A 19,943-nucleotide genomic window follows, 5' to 3' on the forward strand; every position below is an offset into this window, starting at 1 on the left:
GGATCAGGCCATCCGGTTCGTTCCGCGACGCACGGTGGCGCTGTGCCCGATCGAGCCGGCGGGATTGCGCGTCCGGATCGTGTCCATCATCACCCAATCGTTGGTCACGCGGTCTGCGGCAACCGTCATCGCCATATAGCCGCGGCGCGACGTGTCGCACCATTTCAGCTCGGGATTGGCGCCGACGAGCGCGGCGGCGACGATGCGCGGATCGGTGTGGATCCCGCCTTCATAGCCGGGCGACGTCACGCTCTGCCCGGCGAACTCGACCGCGGCGGCGTGCCCGTCCTGCGCCAGATCATAGGCCCAGGCGTTGTGGCTGTCGCCCGAGATCACCACCGTGTTGCCGCCCAGCGCCTGCGCCGAACCAAGGAAGCGTGCGCGGGCCGCGGGATAGCCGCCCCAATTGTCGTAATTGAACGGCAGCCCCGCCTTCGCCGCCGTGATTCCTGCGGTGACATAGTCGCGCGCGCGCGGGTCGGATCCGCCCAGCCACGTCGCCGCATCCGCCGGCATCAGCGTCTGCCCCATGATCGTGCCGAAGCCGACGATCTGCCACGGCCGGCCGCTCGTCACCGAGGCGCGCATGGCGTGCGACAGCCAAACTTCCTGCTGGCTGCCCATCATCGTCATCGCGGGGTCCATCCAGGCGCCGTCGCGGAACGTCTTGAGCGCGGTCGCCGGGTCCGCGGATTTGAACAGCGCGGCGACATCGGGCTGCTTCGTCCGCGCGAGCAGCCGCGTCTCGGTGCGGAACAGCGTCGCCAGGCCGCCGATGTCATAGGCCTTCCACGGCTCGTCCGACACCGGCATCCATTCGCGATAGGCCTGGATGGCGGCGGCGCGGCGCGGGTTCCAATCGCCCTGCGTCTTGGGATCGTGGTTTTCCGCACCCCATTCATAGCTGTCGTTCGCGCTTTCGTGATCGTCCCACTGGACGATCATCGGCAGCTTCCGGTGCAGCGCCTGCAGATCGGGATCGGCGCGGTAGCTCGCATAGCGCAGCCGGTAATCGGCCAGATGCACCGTCTCGGCCGCAGGTGCCGGCACGCGGCCAGGAACGGCATCCTTGGCGAGCGGATAATGATCGGGGGCATATTCGTAGAAATAGTCGCCGAGGTGGATCGTGCAGTCGAAATCGTCGCGCGCGGCGGCATGGCCATAGGCGTTGAACCAGCCATAGCCCATGTTCGAGCACGAGAAGATCGCCGCGCGCCACGGCCGCTGCCCGTCGTCGGGCAAGGTGCGCGTCCGGCCGACGGGCGAAAAGGTGCCGTCGGGCGCGACGAAGCGGAAATGATAAGTCCGCCCAGGCTTTAGGCCATCCACCGTGATCTTGGCGGTGTGGTCGCGCCACGGCCCGGTGATCTGCGCGCCGCCGGCGACGACATGCGCGAAATCGGGCGTTTCCGCGATCTCGGCGCGCAGTTCGACCGCGCCGCCGTTCGCCGGAACGTAGCGGGTCCACAGCAGCGCGGAGTCGGGGCCGGGCTCGCCGCTGGCGACTGCATGCGTGAAGCCGTTCAGGCCGCCCACCCCGGTCGCCTGGACGAAGCCGGGGATCATCAACGCACCGGCGCCCAACACGCCCGTGGCCAGCAGAGAACGGCGATCGATCATGGCACACCCCTTTTCGGGCTTCGGCTTGCCAGCCGAATGTTGTGCAATGATGACAAGCGGGTGGCCGTGTAGCCGCAGTCGTCGCCGCCGCGAACCGCGGCGGCGCTCAGGCGGTGAGCGCAGTCTCCGTGTCGCGTTCGGCCTGTTCGATCAGCGCGACGGTCGCCTCGCGCGCGGCGGCGGGATCGCCCGCCGCGATCGCATCGAACAGGGCGCGGTGTTCGGGCATCGGATCGCGCGGCGAGCGTTGGCGACGATATTTGAAATAGGTCGTCCACCGCACCGCCGCCGCGATGCTGCCCGACAGGCTGACCAGCAGCTCGTTGCCCGTCGCCTCCAGGATGATCGCATGGAATAGCTGATCGGCCGCCTGGCCCTCTTCGGTGGTGAGCTTGTAGGCGTCCATCGTCTCCAGCGCATGGCCCATGCGCGAGAGCTGGTGCGACGTCCGGCCCACCGCCGCCAGTTCGGCCGCCGCCGGCTCGACGATCATCCGAAGCTGGAACAGGCTGCGCACGAAGCCGAGCGAGGGTTCGCCCTCGAACATCCAGGCGAGCAGATCGGGGTCGAGCAGGTTCCACTGGCTGCGTTCGCGCACCCGCGTGCCCGATTTGGGCCGGCTGTGAAGCAGCCCCTTGGCCGAGAGCATGCGCAGCGCCTCGCGCACCACGCTGCGGGATACGCCCAGTTTTTCCGCCAGTTCGATCTCGCCCATCAGCAGCGCGCCCGGAGCGTGCACGCCGGTAACGATCGCCACGCCGAGTTCCTTCGAAATGGTGACATGGGCGGGTTCGCGTCGCGCGACTTTTACCAGGCGGCCTCTCCTTGGATCGTACCGCATGCTCTGAACCAAGCCGCGGGACGAGGCAAGGGCGGGCTTGCGGGCGGCGACGAAAAGCGCTTGCAATCCCCGCGAATGCCAGAATAAAGTCAGACAAGAGGAAGGGGGGAACCCAATATTCGACGACAGCGCCGTCGATCGTCCGTCGCGTCGTGCCCGCTGGCGACCCCGGCCATGCGCCGCACCCACGCCTGCGCTTCGTCGATCTGCCGACCTTTCTCCCCGATCGCCTTGACCCCCGATCGCCCTGACCCCGATCGCCCTGACCAGCGCCTCCCCCGCTTTGACGGCATTTTGCCCGGAGACCGACATGATCCGCAACATGATGACCACGCTGGCGCTGCTGCTGGCCCTTCCCGCCGCCGCGCAGACGGGCGCCCCGGCCCCGACGACCGGCGAGGCGCCCGATCAGGTGACGGTGCATGGCGACCAGCCGGCGGCGAAGTTCAACCGGCGGCTGTTCGGCCAGTTCGCCGAGCATCTCGGCCACGGCATCTACACCGGCATCTGGGTCGGCAAGGGCAGCCCCATTCCCAATGTCGACGGCTATCGCCGCGACGTGCTGGATGCGCTGAAGGCGCTGCGCGTCCCCGTGATCCGCTGGCCCGGCGGCTGCTTCGCCGACGAATATCACTGGCGTGAAGGCATCGGCCCGCAGGCCGGGCGCAAGGTGAAGATCAACACCAACTGGGGCGGCGTCACCGAAGACAACCGGTTCGGCACCAACGAATTCATGGATTATTCGGAGATGGTGGGCGCCGACGCCTATGTCTCGGGCAATGTCGGCAACGCGCCACCGTTCGAGATGGCCGAGTGGATGGAATATATGACGTCCCCCAGCGGATCGTCGCTCGCCAAGGAGCGCGCCGCCAACGGCCGCAAGGAGCCCTGGAAGGTCGCGATGTTCGGCATCGGCAACGAGCTGTGGGGCTGCGGCGGCAACATGCGCCCCGAATATGCCGCCGACGTGACGCGGCGCTACAGCACCTTTCTGAAGCCGGGCGGCGGCCAGCGGGTGATGAAGATCGCCAGCGGCCCCAATGTGGACGACACCAACTGGACCGAGGTGATGATGCGCGAGGCCGGCGGCGCGTTCGACGGGATCGGCATGCATTACTACACGATCCCGTTCGACTGGTCGCACAAGGGCGCGGCCACCGGCTTCGACGAGGACGGCTGGGCACGCACGCTGGCCAAGACCGAGCGGATCGACGCCCTGATCGCCGGCCATGCCGCGATCATGGACAAATATGATCCCGCCAAGCGCACCGCGCTCCTCGTCGACGAATGGGGCACCTGGTACGATGTCGAGCCGGGCACCAATCCCGGCTTCCTCTACCAGCAGAATTCGCTGCGCGACGCGCTCGTCGCCAGCCTCAATTTCGATATCTTTGCGCGCCACACCGATCGCCTGCGCGGCGCCAACATCGCGCAGATGGTCAACGTGCTCCAGTCGATCCTGCTGACCGACGGGAACCGGATGGTGAAGACGCCAACCTATTGGGCGTTCGACATGTACAAGGATTATCAGGACGCGGTGGTGCTGCCGGTCGACGTGCAGTCGCGCTGGTACAACAAGAACGAGTGGACGCTGAAGGCGGTGAGCGCGAGCGCGGTGCGCGGCGCCGACGGCACCGTCCATATCGGGCTGACGAACGTCGATCCGAACCGCGCGGAAACGGTGACCGTCCGGCTGGCCGGGGTGACGGGCGCGGGCGTTACGGCGCGCATCCTGACTGCCGCGACGATGGATGCGCACAATACGTTCGAGGCGCCCGATGCGGTGCGGCCCGCCGCCTTTACCGGCGCGCAGCTTTCGGGCGGCACGCTGCAGGTGACGCTGCCGGCCAAGTCGATCGTGATGCTCGATATCCGTTGAGACCGGATGCGGGCGGCGTGCCTGCATCGTTTTTGAGAAAGAGGGCTCTATGCCGATGAACGCGATCCGACGCCGGGCGATGCGGCTTCTTGCCACCTGCGCCTCGCTGGCGTTGCCGATCGGGGTGGTGGCGGCCCAGTCCGCACCCGCGCCTGCATCGGCGCCCGCGCCATCCAGCCGCGTCACGTTCGACCGGCACAGCTTCCGGGTCGACGGCAATCGCGTCTATCTCTGGTCCGGCGAATTTCACCCCTATCGCCTGCCGAGCCCCGCATTGTGGCGCGACATCTTCGAGAAGATGAAGGCGGGCGGCTTCAACACCGTCTCGATCTATTTTTCCTGGGGCTATCACTCGGCGGCGCCGGGCCGTTACGATTTCACCGGCATCCGCGACATGGACCGGCTGCTCGATGCGGCGCGCGACGCCGGGCTCTACGTCATCGCCCGGCCCGGCCCCTATATCAACGCCGAAGTGGACAGCGGCGGCTTTCCCCTGTGGCTGTCGACGCGTCCGGTGCGCAACCGCAGCACCGATCCGGCCTATCTCGCGCTCGCCGACGAATGGCTGGGCCGGATCGACCGCATCATCGCGCGCCACCAGATCGACGGCGGCCACGGCACGGTGATCGCCTATCAGGTCGAGAACGAGTTCTACGACGGCTCGGACGCGGGCCGCGCCTATATGGCGCATCTGGAGGAGAAGGCGCGCGCGGACGGCATCACCGTGCCGCTGGTCGGCAACCACAACGGCACCTTCGTCTCCGGAGTGGGGGCGGTCCAGGTCAGCGGCTGGGATCATTATCCGCAAGGCTTCGACTGTTCGTCGCCCAACCGCTGGAAACCGGCGCCCGACATGGCCGACGAACATGGCGTGGACCAGCCGATCTTCGCCGCCGAATATCAGGGCGGCGCCTTCGACCCCTGGGGCGGCCCGGGCTATGCCAAATGCGCCGAACTCATCAACGACCGGTTCGCCGACGTCTTCTACAAGAGCAACGTCGCGGCGGGCGCCACCGCGCAGAATTTCTACATGGTCTATGGCGGCACGTCCTGGGGATGGCAGGCGATCCCGCAAAACTACACCTCCTACGACTATGGCGCCGCCATCACCGAGGCGCGCCGGTTCGATCCGAAATATCATGCGATGAAGCGGATCGGCTATATGCTGGCCGCGCTGCCGCCGCTGCTGGCGGCGGACGCGGCGAAGCCGGCGCGGCTCGACGATCCCGCGGCGATCGACATCGCGCGCACCGATCCGGCATCGGGCACGCAGTTCCACCTGATCCGCCACGGCGATTCCACCGCGCAGGCGATCACCGCGACGCATCTCGCGCTGGAAACGCGCGATGGCCGCTATCCGGTGGTGCCGCAACAGCCGGGCACCGCGCTGACGCTCGACGGGCGTTCGGCGAAGCTCCTCGTGGCGGGCGCGGATCTGGGCGCGGCGCGGCTCGTCTATTCCACCTCGGAGGTGATGACGCAGGCGACGATCGGTGGCCGCGACGTGGTCGTGCTTCACGGCGCGCGGGGCACCGCGGGCGAGACGGTGCTGCGCTTCGGTCGGCCGCCCGTCGCCAGGACGCTCGCCGGATCGGTAGAGGCGCGCTGGGAGAACGGCCGCGATCTGCGGCTGAACTACAACCATCAGGGGCTGGCGCGGGTGCTGGTGACGGGCGGCGCGCGTCCGCTGCTGCTGCTGCTCGCCGACGATCAGGCGACCGAGCATCTGTGGCGGCAGGAGACGGCGGCCGGTCCCGTGCTGCTGCTCGGCTCGGACCTGTTGCGCAAGGCCGAACTCACGCGCGGCACGCTGGCGCTGCACGGCGATGCGGGCGCGGATCCGGCGATCGAGATCTTCGCGGCCAGCGCGACCGCGGTGACGTGGAACGGCAAGCGGCTGGCGACGACACCGACGCCCTCCGACGGCCTCGCCGCAACGCTGCCGACGCCGCAACCCGTGGTGCTGCCCGCGCTCGACCATTGGACGCGCCGCGCCGAAGCCCCGGAAATCCAGCCGGGCTTCGCCGACGGCACTTGGCGGGCAGCGAACCTGACGGCGAGCGCCAGCATCACCAAGCCGGGCTCGCTGCCCGTGCTGTTCGCGGACGATTACGGCTTCCACACCGGCAACACCTGGTATCGCGGCCATTTCCGCAGCAACGGGGCGGCCGACGCGCCGACCGGGCTGCGCCTCAAGGTGCAGAGCGGCGGCGACGGCGGTGCCTATACCGCTTGGCTGAACGGGCATCTGCTCGGCAGCGTGTCGGGCAACGAGGTGGCGAGCTTCGGCTTTCCTGCCGATGCGCTGCGGCGCGGCGACAATGTCGTATCGGTGCTCACGGTGAACATGGGCCACGAAGAGGATTATAATTCGAAGGGCGAGAACCGCACCGCGCGCGGGATCGTCGCCGCTGTGCCGATCGGCGCACCGGCCGATGCGATCGCGTGGCGTATCCAGGGCCGCCGCGGCGGCGAGGGCGCGACCGATCCGGTGCGCGGGCCCTATAACGAAGGCGGTCTGTACGGCGAGCGCGAGGGCTGGCATCTCGAGCGCGGCGGCGGTGCGGCGTGGAAGCCCGCGACGCTGCCGGCCGTCGATGCCGCCGCCGGCGTCACCTGGTATCGCACCGAAGTGGCGCTCGATCTGCCGCGCGATGCGGATCATTCGTTGGGGCTGGTCATCACCGATCCGCCGGGCCGGCATTACCGCGCGACGTTGTTCGTGAACGGGTGGCAGTTCGGCAATTACGTGTCGGATCTGGGCCCGCAGCACAGCTTCCCGATCCCGAACGGCGTGCTCGATCCGAACGGCCGCAACACGATCGCGATCGCGGTATGGAAGCTGGACGGTTCGGCCGGCGGATTGGGCGATGTGTCGCTCACCCGATACCGGGATCGCTGACGATCCCGGTATCGGCCGGCCGGGGATTGGCCGGCCGGCCGCCGCCGGATATCAGTCGTGGAAGGGTTCGACCGACTGGATCCGGCCGCGCAGGAAGATGTCGGCGACGAGGCGCAGCGGGCTGACGTCGACATCGGACACGCCGGCCCGGACGATCGCGGCGAAGCGGCTGTAGAGCCCGGGATATTCGCCGTGAAGATCAACGTTCGCGGTCGGTGCGGCGGCATCGTCGATCGACAGCTCCGCGCCGCCCTTGGCCAGTTTCAGCGTGCCGGCATCCGTCTCGACCACGATGTCCCAACTTTGCGGGCCCTCCTGGCGGAAATCGAGATCCATTTCGATCGGCGTGCCGCCGGTGTCGCGGAACGCGACGCGCGCGGCGATCGGCGCGGCACGATTGGCGGGAATGTCGAGTTCGGCCTCTTCCACGAAGAACGGCCGCGGCAGGATCCGCGTCGCGATCGACAGCGCGTTGATGCCGGGATCGAACACGCCGAACCCGCCCGGTTCCCAGATCCAGTCCTGCCCCGGATGCCAGATGCGCACATCCTCGCGCCAGACGATCCGGGCACTGTGGATGGTGCGGTCGGCGAGCCAGTGGCGCGCCGGCTCCACGCCGTCGGCGAAGCGCGAATGCCAGCTGGCGAACAGGCTCACGCCGCGCGCGGCGGCGGCGTCGCGCAGCGCGATCGCCTCGGCGAGCGTCGCGGCGGGGGGCTTTTCGAGAAAGACGTGCCAGCCCTGTTCGATTGCGAATTGCGCGATCGCGCGGCGCACCTGCGGCGGCGTGCACAAGGCCACCGCATCGACGGCCACGCCGCTGGCGGCCAATTCGCGGATGTCGTGGAAGAACGGCCGGCCGTCGATGCTGGCGCCGCTGCGGCTGACGGTGGCCGCAAGATCGAATTTGGAGGTGCCCGCGATCGCGGGCAGATGCTGATCGTGGGCGATCTTGCCCATGCCGACGAGCGCGAGGCGGATCGGCGCGGTCACAGTGCGCGCACCGAAACGGATGCGGCATCGGCGATCGTCAGCGGGTTGCGCAGCGGCAGCGCGAAGGGCGCCGCCGCGATCTCGAACACGTCGCCGGCCCGGGTCGCCACATGATCGGCGAACGACAGGGTGGCCGTTCCGAAGAAATGGACATGGATGTCGCCCGCGCGCCGGAAGCCCGGATATTTGAAGTGATGCGCCTCCAGATTGGCGAGATGGTGCGACATATTGTCCTCTCCGGTCAGGAACGGCTTTTCCCACAGCGTCGCGCCGTCGCGGACGATCCGGCTGGTGCCGCGAATATCGGCCGGCGGTTCGCCCAGCAGCAGTTCCGCGCCCAAGGCCGCCTGCCGCAGCTTGGAATGCGCCAGCCACAGATAGTTATGGCGTTCGGTGACATGGTCGCTGAATTCGTTGGCGAGCGCGACGCCCAGCCGCCAGGGCGTGCCGTCCTCGCCGATCAGATAGATGCCGGCCAGCTCGGGCTCCTCGCCGCCATCCTGCGCGAAGGCGGGAGACGCCAGCGGCCGTTCCGGGCCGACCAGCGACTGGCCGTCGCCCTTGTAGAACCATTCGGGCTGCTGGCCGGTAATGCCCGTCGCCGGCTTGCCGCCCTCGACCCCTTCCAGGAACATGCGCATCGAATCGGTCGGCCGCTCGGCGCTGGCGGCGGCCTTGTGCATCGCATCACGCCCCGCGGCCGAGCCGAGATGCGTGAGCCCCGTGCCCGCCAGCACCAGGCGGGCGGTATCGGGATGATCGATCGCGGGCAGCAGGCGCCCCGCGGCGAGCTCGGCGGCCGGATCGACGCGCGCGCCATCAGCATGCCGCCGGGCGGTGTCGAGCAACGAGGCGCCCTCGGCGATGGCGATCAGCGCCAGCTCGCGCGTGGTCGCCACACCCGAGAGGAACGTCGCCGCGTCGCCCTCCGCCAGGATGACCCGTCGCTGCCCGTCATCGTCGCGATGCTGGAGCAGGCGGGGCTGCACCAGGTTGGGCTGGCGCATATCGGTGGCGGTCATCGCGGATCCTTCCCCTTCGGAGCGCAGACGGGCCGTCGGCCGCCTGCGCTCTCATTATTTGTCCGGCAATAAAGAGTGCGGCGTGACCGTCAAGCGGGTTTGCCGTCGACCAGCTTCGGGCCGTCCGCCCCGTCGCGCAATTCGGCGGGCAACAGCATTTCGGGGAGGTCCTGATAGCAGACCGGGCGCAGGAAACGGTCGATCGCCATCGTCCCGACCGAGGTCGAGCGGCCGTCCGACGTGGCGGGGAAGGGGCCGCCATGCACCATCGCATGCGCCACCTCGACGCCGGTCGGCCAGCCATTCGCCATGACGCGGCCCGCCTTGCGCTCCAGGATCGGCACCAGCCGGCGCGCATCGTCATGATCCGCCGGATCGAGATGCAGCGTCGCGGTCAACTGGCCCTCGACCGATTCGAGCACGGTCGCCAGCTCGTCGAGATCGCGACAGCGGACCACCAGCGAGGAGGCGCCGAACACCTCCTCGGTGAGCGCGGGATCGGCACGGACGGCGGCGGCGTCGGTGGCGAACAGGCGTGCCATCTCGCTCGCGACGCCATCGCCTTCGAGCCCGGCGGCGAGCTCGCGCACCGCGGGATTGCCCGCCAGCGCGGCGGTGCCCTTCGCGAAGGCGGCGCGGATGCCGCCGGTGAGCATCGGCTGCGGCGCATGCTTGCCGAGCGCGGCGGCGGCGGCGGCCTCGAACGCGTCGAGCCCCTCGTCCTCGATCGCCAGCACGAGCCCGGGATTGGTGCAGAACTGCCCCGATCCCATCGTCAGCGAACCGACGAATGCCTCGCCCAGCGCGGCGCCGCGTGCGGCGAGCGCGGCGGGCATCAGCACCACCGGGTTCACGCTCGACATCTCGGCATAGACCGGGATCGGCACCGCGCGCGCCTGCGCCAGCCGGACGAGCGCGAGCCCGCCGCCGCGCGAGCCGGTGAAGCCCACCGCCGCGATCCGCGGATCCTGCACCAGCGCGGCGCCCAGATCGTTGCCGGGGCCGCGGACATGGCCGAACACGCCGTCGGGCATGCCGGTGCGCTTGGCCGCCGCGCGGATCGCGCCGGCCACCATCGCGTCGGTATTGGGATGCGCGGGATGGCCCTTGACGATCACCGGGCAGCCGGCCGCCAGCGCAGCGGCGGTGTCGCCGCCCGCGGTGGAAAAGGCGAGCGGGAAGTTCGACGCGCCGAACACCGCCACCGGGCCGAGCGGCATCATCCGCAGGCGCAGATCGGGGCGGGGCAGGGGCTGGCGATCGCGCATCGCGGGATCGATCCGCACCTGTCGCCAGCGGCCGTCGCGCACCACCTGGGCGAACAGCTTCAACTGGCCGACGGTGCGGCCGCGCTCACCCGTGGTGCGGCCGAGCGGAAGCCCGCTCTCGCGCGCGGCCATGGCGGGCAGCGCGTCGCCCAGCGCCATGATCTCGTCGCCGATCGCCTCCAGAAAGGCGGCGCGTTCCTCGGCGCCGATCGCGCGATAGGCATCGAACGCGGCGGCGGCGGCGGCGCATGCCTCGGCCACGTCCGCCAGCGTGCTGGCAGCATGCGCCGGCTCGATCGGTTGCGCGGTGGCCGCGTCGATCCCGTGAAATTCCTGCACGTCCGGGCCTGCCATCACTCGATCCTCATATGTCCGACAACCGTGCCTTTATAGGGTCGGGCCGGCGCGACGGCAACAACGCGGCGGATTTGGCAGAGCCCCGCGCGCCCGGCCCTTGCGAGCGCGGACAGGATTTCTTACGGATCGCGTCCGTCGACGGCGCCGCCGCATGACGCTGCGAAAAGCCGGAATCCGGTTGGGATCCGGTTGGGAAAAGTCCGGCTGTAAAAAGGATCGTCATGAGCAAGACCGCCCTCATCACCGGCGCGACCTCGGGTATCGGGCGAGCCGCGGCCATCGCCTTCGCCGCCGCCGGCTGGCGCGTCATCGCGACCGGGCGGCGGGCGGACCGGCTGGAGGCGCTGCGTGCCGAGATCGGTGCCGATCGGCTGCACCCGGCGGTCTTCGACATCTGTGACGAGGCCGCGCGCGATGCGGCGCTGGCGGACCTGCCGGACGCGTTCCGCGACATCGATCTGCTCGTCAACAATGCCGGCCTCGCGCTCGGCACCAAGCCCGCGCAGCAATCCGACCTGGCGCAGTGGCACACCATGATCGCGACGAACGTCTCCGCGCTCGTGTCGCTCACCCACCGGATGCTGCCGGGCCTGATCGAACGGCGCGGCGCGATCATCAACCTGTCGTCGGTGGCCGCCACCTATCCCTATCCCGGCGGCAACGTCTATGGCGGCACCAAGGCGTTCGTCACGCAGTTCACGCTCGGCCTGCGCTCCGATCTCCACGGCACGGGGGTGCGAGTCACCGCCATCGAGCCGGGCATGGTGGAAACCGAGTTCACCGTGGTGCGCACCGGCGGCGACCAGGCCGCCTCCGATACGCTCTATGGCGGGGCCACGCCGATGACCGGCGGCGACATCGCCGCGACCTTGCTGTGGGTGGCCGAACTGCCGCCGCATCTGAACATCAACCGGCTCGAGCTGATGCCGGTCAGCCAGTCGTTTGCGGGGTTCCAGGTCGCGCGGGGCTGAGCGTCGGGCGTCGTGCCGCGACGCCATCAGGGGGAGAATGCGAGTGTCGATGATGAAGCAACCGGATGTGACCGTCGCCTGGGAAGTGGGGGCGCTGCTCGGCGAGGGGCCCGCCTGGATCACGGCGGATTGCGCCTTGTGGTTCGTCGACATCAAGCGCGGCAACCTCCACCGGCACGATCCGGCGACTGGTGAAAATCGCAGCCTGGCGATCGGCGGCAGCCCCAGCTTCGTGCTGCCTGACGATGACGGCGCGCTGCTGGTCGGCAATGGCCGCGCGTTGCAGCGGGTGGTGGACGGGCGCGTGTCCGAGACGATCGCGACGATCGCCATGCCCGCGCACAATCGTACCAACGACGCGACGGTCGATCCCGCCGGGCGCCTGTGGCTGGGCACGATGGACGACGGGGAAACGCAGGCCACGGGCGCGGTCTACCGGTTCGACGATCGCGGGGTCACGCCGGTCGGCGGCGCGTGCACGATCACCAACGGCCCCGCGATCAGCGCGGACGGGCGCTGGCTCTATCATGTCGATACGCTGGGCGGCACGATCTGGCGGTTCGACATCGCCGCGCGGAACACGCTGGAGGACGGCACGCTGTTCGCGACGATCGCCCCCGAACACGGCCATCCGGACGGCGTGACGCTCGATGCGGAAGGCCATCTCTGGGTGGGGCTATGGGGCGGCTGGGCGCTGCGGCGTTACGCGCCCGACGGCACGCTCGTCGGCGAGGTCGCGATGCCCTGCGCCAACGTGACCAAGATGGCGTTCGGCGGCCCCGATCTGCGCACCGCCTTCGTGACGACCGCGAGCGTCGGCCTGTCCGACGCGGATCGGGCGCGCCAGCCGCTGGCGGGCAGCCTGTTCACCTTCGCCGCGCCGGTGGCCGGATCGCCGCTGCCGCGCATCGCACTGCCACGCTGACCGGACGCGGGGTCAGGGAAGAGGGGCGGGGAGCGGATCAGCCCTCGCGCCACCGGCCGGGCGCGAGGCCGTCGAGCGTCCAGTCGCCGATCCGCGACCGGACGAGGCGGAGCGTCGGATGCCCCACCCCTGCGGTCATCCGGCGCACCTGGCGGTTGCGGCCCTCGCGGATGGTCAGCCGCAGCCAGGCGTCGGGCACGGTCTTGCGGAAGCGCACGGGCGGGTCGCGCGGCCAGAGCGCCGGGTCGTCGATCCGCGCGACGTCGGCCGGGCGCGTCGGCCCGTCGTTGAGCGTGATCCCGCAGCGGAGCCGATCGAGCGCCGCCTCGTCCGGATCGCCCTCCACCTGGACCAGATAGGTCTTGGGCAGCTTGAAGCGCGGATCGGCGATGCGCGCCTGCAACGCGCCGTCGTCGGTCAGCAGCAACAACCCCTCGCTGTCGCGGTCGAGCCGGCCGGCGGGATAGACGCCCGGCCGGTCGATGAACCCCGCCAAGGTCGCGCGTGCGCCACCATCGGTGAACTGCGCCAGCACGCCATAGGGCTTGTTGAACAGGATCAGCGTCATCCGGCGGCGGGATCGAAGCCGTGGAAGACCGCGAACGCATCCACCGGCTCGCGCGCGGCGATCACGCCGTTCACCGGCGCACCCGGATCGGCATAGCCGAGCGCCATGCCCGCCACGACATATTCGTCGTCCGGCACCGACAGCACGCGCCGGGTCACGCTCCAGAACAGGTTCCACGCGCCCTGCGCGCAGGTGTCGAGCCCGTGATCCTTCGCCGCCAGCATCAGCGTCTGCATGAACATGCCGATGTCGAGGAAGCTCATCGCGTCGAGCTCCTTGTCGATCGTGAAGATCAGGCCGACGGGCGCATCGAAGAAGGCGTAGTTGCGGCCCCATTGCCGCCAGCTCGCCGCATCGTCGCCGCGCGCGATGCCCAGGCGCGAATACATGTCTTTGCCGAGCGTGCGCATCCGCGAGAGATAGGGTTCCTTGCGCTTGCCGGTGCGCGGAAATTCGGCGCTGTCGTCGGCGGGCTTCGTCTCGCGATGCGCCAGGACTTCGCAGACCAACCGCGCGCGCACCGCGCCCGTCACCACATGCACCTTCCACGGCTGGACGTTGGTGCCCGATGGCGAACGCGATGCGATGTCCAGCAGCCGGTGCACCAGATCGAGCGGCACCGGATCGTCGCGAAACGCGCGGACGGAGCGTCGCGCGCGGACCAGTTCGTCGAATTCCATCGTCTTCATCGCTCCCGCTATTGGATGGCTCATAGGTCGGGACGCACCAGGCCGAAAGGCCGGTCGCGCTTGGCGTGGACGCTGATGCACCGTGGATGGTTGTGCGTTTGCGGCGTTGCTGCAAAGATCGGCGGATCCGGATTTCGAGGAGCCCGTCCGTCATGCCAAGCCTGCGCCCATTTCCTGCCCGTCGGTCACGATCGCGCGCCTGGCTCGCCGCGGCGCTGATCGCGGCGCTTCCGGGCGCGGCCTTTGCGGACGACGCGCAAACGACGACCACCGTGGAGAAAAAGGCCGCGGACGACGTGAAGCTGCCACCGCTTCCCGCGGACCGGACGATCGCGCAGACCGCGACCATCGGCGGCCGGACGCTCGCCTACAAGGCCACGGTCGGCACGATCCCGGTGCGCGACGAGAAGGGCAAGACGATCGGCGAGGTGGTCTACACCGCCTATACGGTGCCGGGGCGCGATCCCGCCCGCCCGGTCACCTTCGCGTTCAACGGCGGGCCCGGCGCCTCGTCGGTCTATCTCAACCTCGGCGCGGTCGGCCCCAAACGGATCCAGTTCGGCGCGCAGGGCAACGCCCCCTCCGACACGCCGATCGCGACCGACAATGCCAATAGCTGGCTCGATTTCACCGATCTCGTCTTCATCGATCCGATCGGCACCGGCTTCAGCCGCAGCCTGGTGGATGCGGACCAGACGAAGAAGGCGTTCTACGCCAACGATCCCGACATCAAATATCTCTCCAAGATCGTCTATGACTGGCTGGTGAAGGAGGGGCGGCTGCGATCGCCCAAATATATCATGGGCGAAAGCTATGGCGGCTATCGCGCGCCGCGCATCGCCTATGAGCTGCAATCGCAGATCGGCGTCGGGGTCAGCGGCATCGTGATGGTCTCGCCCTATCTCGATCCGGCGTCGGGCGACGGCGCGACCGCGCTGTCCCCGCTGCCTTGGATGATCGACCTGCCGTCGATGGCGGCGGCCAATCTGGAGCGGCAGGGCAAGTTGACGCCCGCCGCCATGGCGCAGGTGGAGGCCTATACCCGCGGCGATTTCGCGCGCGACCTGCTGCGCGGCCGGTCCGATCCCGAAGCGACCGGGCGGATCGTCACGCAGGTGACGCAGTTGACCGGGCTCGACCCCGCGCTCGTGAAGCGGCTCGGCGGCCGCGTCGACAGCCGCACCTATCTGCGCGAGGCGCACCGCGCCGACGGCACGATCGGCAGCGTCTATGATTCGAACGTCACCGCCTTCGATCCCTTTCCCTGGTCCGCCGAGCAGCGCTCCAACGACCCGATCCTCGATGCGCTGATCGCGCCGACGACCAGCAGCATGGTCGATTTCGTCACCCGCGAGGTCGGCTGGAAAACCGATGCGCGCTATAATGCGCTGTCGTTCGCGGTGAACCAGGCCTGGGATCGCGGCAAGCCCGACGACACGCCGGTGAGCGACCTGCGCAAGGCGATCGCCAACGATCCGCACATGCGCGTGCTGATCGTGCATGGCTGGGACGATCTGTCCTGCCCGTTCTTCGCCTCGCGCCTGATCGTCGACCAGATGCCGGCGTTCGGCCAGGCCGAGCGCGTTCGGCTGCGCGTCTATCCCGGCGGGCACATGTTCTACAGCCGCAGCGATAGCGGCGCCGCGCTGAAGCAGGATGCGCAGGCGATCTATCGGGGTTGAGTGCGCCCGCCGTCCGCTTATGATCCTGTAACTGAACAATTTTCCGGGGAACCGTCATGATCCGCCCGCTCCTGCTGCTCGCGCTCGCCTCCGGAACCGCCATGGCGCAGGTGCCGCCGCCCGCGCCCGAGGCGGTCGGCCCGTCGCGCCGTTTCGACCCGCGCGACGCGTTCGCGCTGTCGCAGGCGAGCGACGTGCAGATCAGCCCGGACGGCCGCCGCATCGCCTATACCCGCGCCACCGGCGACATCATGACGGACGGCGACCGCCGCGAGGTCTGGCTGGTGGACGTGGCCACCGGACGCCAGACGCCGCTGGGTGTGGCGGGCAGTTCGCGGCCGCGCTGGTCGCCCGACGGCACGCGCCTCGCCTTCACCGCGCGGGCCGATGGACAAAAGCCGCAAGTCTATGTCCGGTGGATGGAGACGGGCACCAGCGCCGCGATCACGGCGCTGCCGGAAAGCCCGACCGACATCGCCTGGTCGCCCGATGGCCGGATGATCGGCTTCACGATGTTCGTGCCCGGCGACGGCACCCGGCTCGGCACGCCGATCGCCAAGCCCGAGGGCGCGAAATGGGCCGAGCCGCTGAAGATCATCGGGCAGGTGCATTACCGCGCCGATGGTGCCGGCTATCTGCGGCCCGGCTATAACCATGTCTTCGCGGTCTCCGCCGATGGCGGCGCGGCGCGGCAGCTGACGTTCGGCGCCTATGACGACGGCCGCAGCGTGGCGTGGAGCGCGGATTCGCGCCACCTGCTGATCGCCGCCAACCGCGGCAAGGATCCGGAACGCGATCCGCTCAATTCCGACATCTTCGCGGTCGATGCGAACAGCGGCGCGCTGACGCAGCTGACGACACGGGCCGGGCCGGACGAGGAGCCGGTGGCATCGCCCGACGGGCGTCTGATCGCGTTCGTCGGCTTCGACGACCGGCTGCTCGGCTATCAGAACCACCGGCTTTCGGTGATGAACGCCGACGGCACCGGCGTCCGCGTGCTGACCGCCGGGCTCGACCGCGACGTCGGCGATCCGCAGTGGTCGGGCGACGGCCGCGCCGTGTTCGTGAAATATGCCGATCATGGCGTGACGAAGGTGGCGCGCGTCGACCTCTCCGGTCATGTGACGACCGTGGCCGAGGGGCTGGCGAGCGGCGAGCTCGATCGGCCCTATTCCAGCGGCGACTATAGCGTTTCGCGCGGTGGGACGATCGCGGCCACCATCGGCGACGCGGCGCATCCCGGCGACGTCGCGGTCGCCACGCGCGGCGGTGCGCTGAAGCCGCTGACGATGCTCAACGCGCAATTGTTCGCGGGCAAGACGCTGGCGGCGGTGCGTCCGCTGGCGGTCACCTCCTCGGCGGACCGCCTGCCGATCGACGCGTGGATGGTGACGCCGCCCGATTTCGATCCGGCGCGCAAATATCCGCTGATCCTCGAAATCCATGGCGGCCCGTTCGCGAGCTATGGGCCGGTGTGGTCGACCGACGATCAGCTCTATGCGGCGGCGGGCTATATCGTCGTCTATGCCAATCCGCGCGGCTCGACGTCCTATGGCGAGGATTTCGCCAACCGGATCCATCACGATTATCCGAGCAAGGATTATGACGACCTGATGAGCGTCGTCGATGCCGCGATCGCGGGTGGCAGCGTCGATCCCAACGCGCTCTTCGTGACGGGCGGATCGGGCGGCGGGCTGCTCACCGCGTGGATCGTCGGCAAGACCGACCGGTTCAAGGCGGCGGTGACGCAGAAGCCGGTCATCAACTGGACGAGCGAAGTGCTGACCACCGACGGCTATACCTCGATGGCGAAATACTGGTTCGGCAAGATGCCCTGGGAAGATCCCGAGCAATATTGGCGCCGTTCGCCGCTCAGCCTCGTCGGCAACGTGAAGACGCCGACCGCGGTGATGGTGGGCGAGGACGACCACCGCACGCCGCCGAGCGAGGCGGAGCAATTCTATGCCGCGCTCCAGATCCGCGCGGTGCCGACGGTGCTGATCCGCGTGCCGAGCGCCAGCCATGGCGGGCTGGCGGATCGGCCCTCGCAGCTGGTGGCCGAGAATGCGGCGATCCTGGCCTGGTTCGATCGGTATCGCCCCAGGCCCTGATCGTCAGGGCTTGGCCGCCGGTACCAGCCCGCGATCCTGGAGCATCGGGCTGATATCGGGATCCTTGCCGTAAAAGGCGCGGAACATGGTCGCGTAATCCTGGCTGTGCCCGCGCGACAGGACGAGATCGCGAAAGCGATCGCCGTTCGCGCGGGTGAGGCCGCCATGCGCCATGAACCACGCATAGGCGTCGTTTTCGAGCATCTGCGTCCACAAATAGCCGTAATAGCCCGCCGCATAGCCACCCGACCAGATATGCTGGAAATAGCTGCTGCGGTAACGCGGCGGCACGTTCGCCACGTCGAGCCCGGTCTTGGCCAGCGCCGCGGTCTCGAACGCGTTCACGTCCTGCTTCGGCGCGGTGGCGGGCAGCGCGTGCCACTGCATGTCGAGTTCGGCCGCGGCGATCAGCTCGCCCAGCGCATAGCCCTGGTTGAACTTGGCGGCCTGTTTGATCTTGGCGACCAGCGGCGCGGGCATCGGCGCACCGGTGCGGTAATCGACCGCATAATGCGCGAGCACCGCCGGATCGAGCGCCCAATGCTCGTTGAACTGCGACGGGAATTCGACGAAGTCGCGCGCCGACGCGCCGAGCGAGGGATAGGCGATGTTCGAGAACAGGCCGTGCAGCGCATGGCCGAATTCGTGAAACATCGTCGTCACGTCGTCGAAGCTGATGAGCGCGGGCTGCCCCGCGGCGGGCTTGGGCAGGTTGGCGACGTTGTACACCACCGGCTGCGTGCCGAGCAGGCCCGACTGGCCGACGAAGCTGCTCATCCAGGCGCCGCCCTGTTTGTTGTCGCGCTTGAAATAGTCGCAGTAGAACAGCCCGAGATGCTTGCCGTCGCGGTCGAACACCTCGAACACGCGCACGTCCGGGTTATAGACCGGGATGTCGTGGCGCGCCTTGAACGTCACGCCGTAGAGCTTGGTCGCGGCGAAGAAGACGCCCTTTTCCAGCACCGCGTTCAGTTCGAAATAGGGCTTTACCTGATTCTGGTCGAGATCGAACCGCGCATGGCGCACGCGTTCGGCATAGCGGTCCCAATCCCAGGGCTTGACGGTGAAGTCGCCGCCATCGGCCTTGATGGCGGCGTCGATCTCGGCGGCTTCGCGGCGCTGCTGCGCGACGGTCGGCGGGATCAGCTTGGCCATGAAGGCTTCGGCGGTCTGCGGCGTCTTCGCCATCTGGTCTGCAAGCACGTAGGAGGCCCAGTCGGGATAGCCGAGCAGCGCGGCCTTGCGCGCGCGCAACTGCGCGATCGTGGCGGCGGTGTCGCGCGTGTCGTTGGCATCGCCCCGTTCGCTGCGCGTCCAGCTCCGGTCGAACAGCCGCGCGCGCGTCGCCCGGTCGGACAGCGATTCGAGCGCCGGCTGCTGCGTGGTGTTCTGCAGCGGCACGACCCATTTGCCCGAAAGGCCGCGCTGGTTCGCCGCCGCCGCCGCCGCGGCGATGCCGCCGTCGCCCAGCCCGGCAAGGGCTGCGGGATCGTCCACCACGAGCGCCCCCGCCTTGGTCGCCGCCAGCAATTTCTGGACGAACGCGGTCTGCAGCATCGACAACTGGCCGTTCAGATCGCGCAGCTTCGCCTTGTCCGCATCCGACAGCAGGGCGCCGGCGCGTACGAAGCGCTGATAGACGATGTCGAGCACCTGACGCTGCTGCGCATCCAGGCCCAGGCTCGCGCGCTGGTCGTACAGCCGCTTCACCCGCGCGAAGAGCGCCGGATCGAGATAGATCGCGTCGTTATGCGCGGCGAGTTTGGGCGCCATCGCCTTTTGCACCGCCTGGCGCGCGGGGTTGGTATCCGCCTGGTTGACCGCCCCGAACGCCGCCGACACGCGCCGCAGGATCGCGCCCGAGCGCTCCATCGCGGCGATGGTGTTGGCGAAACTCGGCGGGGCGGGATCGTCCGCGATCCGGCGCATCTCGGCGCGCTGCTCGGCCATGCCCTGTTCGAAGCCCGGCTGGTAATCGGCGTCGGTGATCCGGTCGAACGGCGGCGCCTCGAACGGCAGCGTGCTGCGCGTCGCAAAGGGGTTGTCCGCTGCCATCGCCGGCGCGGCACCGATCACCGCCGCGGTCGCGGCCAGCCACAAGGTCGATCGCTTCAT

General features: G+C 69.0%; 14 protein-coding genes. 6 read left to right on the top strand and 8 right to left on the bottom strand.

The genetic code is table 11. The features are described 5' to 3' along the window. Positions 1–3: 3 nt before the first annotated feature. Both L8H00_RS10380 and L8H00_RS10385 read right to left on the bottom strand, forming a co-directional pair. A complete protein-coding gene (locus tag L8H00_RS10380) occupies positions 4–1,620 on the bottom strand; it encodes an alkaline phosphatase D family protein (RefSeq protein ID WP_242097230.1) in 1,617 nt (538 codons plus the stop codon). Between the two features lie 106 nt (positions 1,621–1,726). Further along, on the bottom strand, positions 1,727–2,461 hold the full coding sequence (locus L8H00_RS10385; protein ID WP_277924369.1) for a FadR/GntR family transcriptional regulator: 735 nt from the start codon (positions 2,459–2,461) through the stop codon (positions 1,727–1,729). 310 nt (positions 2,462–2,771) lie between these two features. Here L8H00_RS10385 and L8H00_RS10390 point away from each other — a divergent pair, with 310 nt between their 5' ends. Then, positions 2,772–4,340, top strand: coding sequence for an alpha-L-arabinofuranosidase C-terminal domain-containing protein (locus L8H00_RS10390; protein WP_242097232.1), 1,569 nt, complete (start codon positions 2,772–2,774; stop codon positions 4,338–4,340). Positions 4,341–4,389: 49 nt separating this feature from the next. Continuing rightward, complete coding sequence (locus L8H00_RS10395) at positions 4,390–7,242, top strand: beta-galactosidase (protein ID WP_242097233.1); 2,853 nt, start codon at positions 4,390–4,392, stop codon at positions 7,240–7,242. A 51-nt stretch (positions 7,243–7,293) separates the two neighbouring features. Here the strand turns inward: L8H00_RS10395 and L8H00_RS10400 are convergent, their stop codons facing one another. The 3 genes from L8H00_RS10400 to L8H00_RS10410 form a co-directional block, all read right to left on the bottom strand. Next, a complete protein-coding gene (locus tag L8H00_RS10400) occupies positions 7,294–8,235 on the bottom strand; it encodes a Gfo/Idh/MocA family oxidoreductase (protein ID WP_267381151.1) in 942 nt (313 codons plus the stop codon). After that, on the bottom strand, positions 8,232–9,257 hold the full coding sequence (araD1, locus tag L8H00_RS10405; protein WP_242097234.1) for an AraD1 family protein: 1,026 nt from the start codon (positions 9,255–9,257) through the stop codon (positions 8,232–8,234). Before araD1 ends, L8H00_RS10400 begins: the two co-directional genes overlap by 4 nt. Before the next feature lie 89 nt (positions 9,258–9,346). Then, complete coding sequence (locus L8H00_RS10410; RefSeq protein WP_242097235.1) at positions 9,347–10,879, bottom strand: aldehyde dehydrogenase (NADP(+)); 1,533 nt, start codon at positions 10,877–10,879, stop codon at positions 9,347–9,349. A gap of 224 nt (positions 10,880–11,103) precedes the next feature. Here L8H00_RS10410 and L8H00_RS10415 point away from each other — a divergent pair, with 224 nt between their 5' ends. Together L8H00_RS10415 and L8H00_RS10420 are read left to right on the top strand one after the other, a co-directional pair. Then, complete coding sequence (locus tag L8H00_RS10415; RefSeq protein WP_242097236.1) at positions 11,104–11,853, top strand: SDR family NAD(P)-dependent oxidoreductase; 750 nt, start codon at positions 11,104–11,106, stop codon at positions 11,851–11,853. A gap of 49 nt (positions 11,854–11,902) precedes the next feature. After that, a complete protein-coding gene (locus L8H00_RS10420) occupies positions 11,903–12,778 on the top strand; it encodes an SMP-30/gluconolactonase/LRE family protein (protein ID WP_346731937.1) in 876 nt (291 codons plus the stop codon). Positions 12,779–12,815: 37 nt separating this feature from the next. Here the strand turns inward: L8H00_RS10420 and L8H00_RS10425 are convergent, their stop codons facing one another. Both L8H00_RS10425 and L8H00_RS10430 read right to left on the bottom strand, forming a co-directional pair. After that, entirely contained in the window at positions 12,816–13,346 is a 531-nt protein-coding gene (locus tag L8H00_RS10425) for a pseudouridine synthase (protein ID WP_242097237.1), read from the bottom strand. Next, positions 13,343–14,035, bottom strand: a complete 693-nt coding sequence (locus L8H00_RS10430) for a nitroreductase (RefSeq protein WP_242097238.1) — start codon at positions 14,033–14,035, stop codon at positions 13,343–13,345. Before L8H00_RS10430 ends, L8H00_RS10425 begins: the two co-directional genes overlap by 4 nt. 152 nt (positions 14,036–14,187) lie before the next feature. On the opposite strand from L8H00_RS10430, the gene L8H00_RS10435 reads away from it, so the two are divergent. Both L8H00_RS10435 and L8H00_RS10440 read left to right on the top strand, forming a co-directional pair. Beyond that, positions 14,188–15,717 (top strand): peptidase S10, encoded by a 1,530-nt coding sequence (locus L8H00_RS10435; protein ID WP_242097239.1) that lies wholly within the window; start codon positions 14,188–14,190, stop codon positions 15,715–15,717. Positions 15,718–15,773: 56 nt separating this feature from the next. After that, positions 15,774–17,828, top strand: coding sequence for a S9 family peptidase (locus tag L8H00_RS10440; RefSeq protein WP_242097240.1), 2,055 nt, complete (start codon positions 15,774–15,776; stop codon positions 17,826–17,828). A 3-nt stretch (positions 17,829–17,831) separates the two neighbouring features. Here L8H00_RS10440 and L8H00_RS10445 read toward each other — a convergent pair whose 3' ends face one another. Next, positions 17,832–19,943: a M3 family metallopeptidase gene (locus tag L8H00_RS10445; RefSeq protein WP_242097241.1), complete on the bottom strand. Its 2,112-nt coding sequence runs from the start codon at positions 19,941–19,943 to the stop codon at positions 17,832–17,834.

Origin of the sequence: Sphingomonas sp. CROZ-RG-20F-R02-07, from assembly GCF_022662335.1 — a bacterium.
Taxonomy (GTDB): Bacteria; Pseudomonadota; Alphaproteobacteria; order Sphingomonadales; family Sphingomonadaceae; genus Sphingomonas.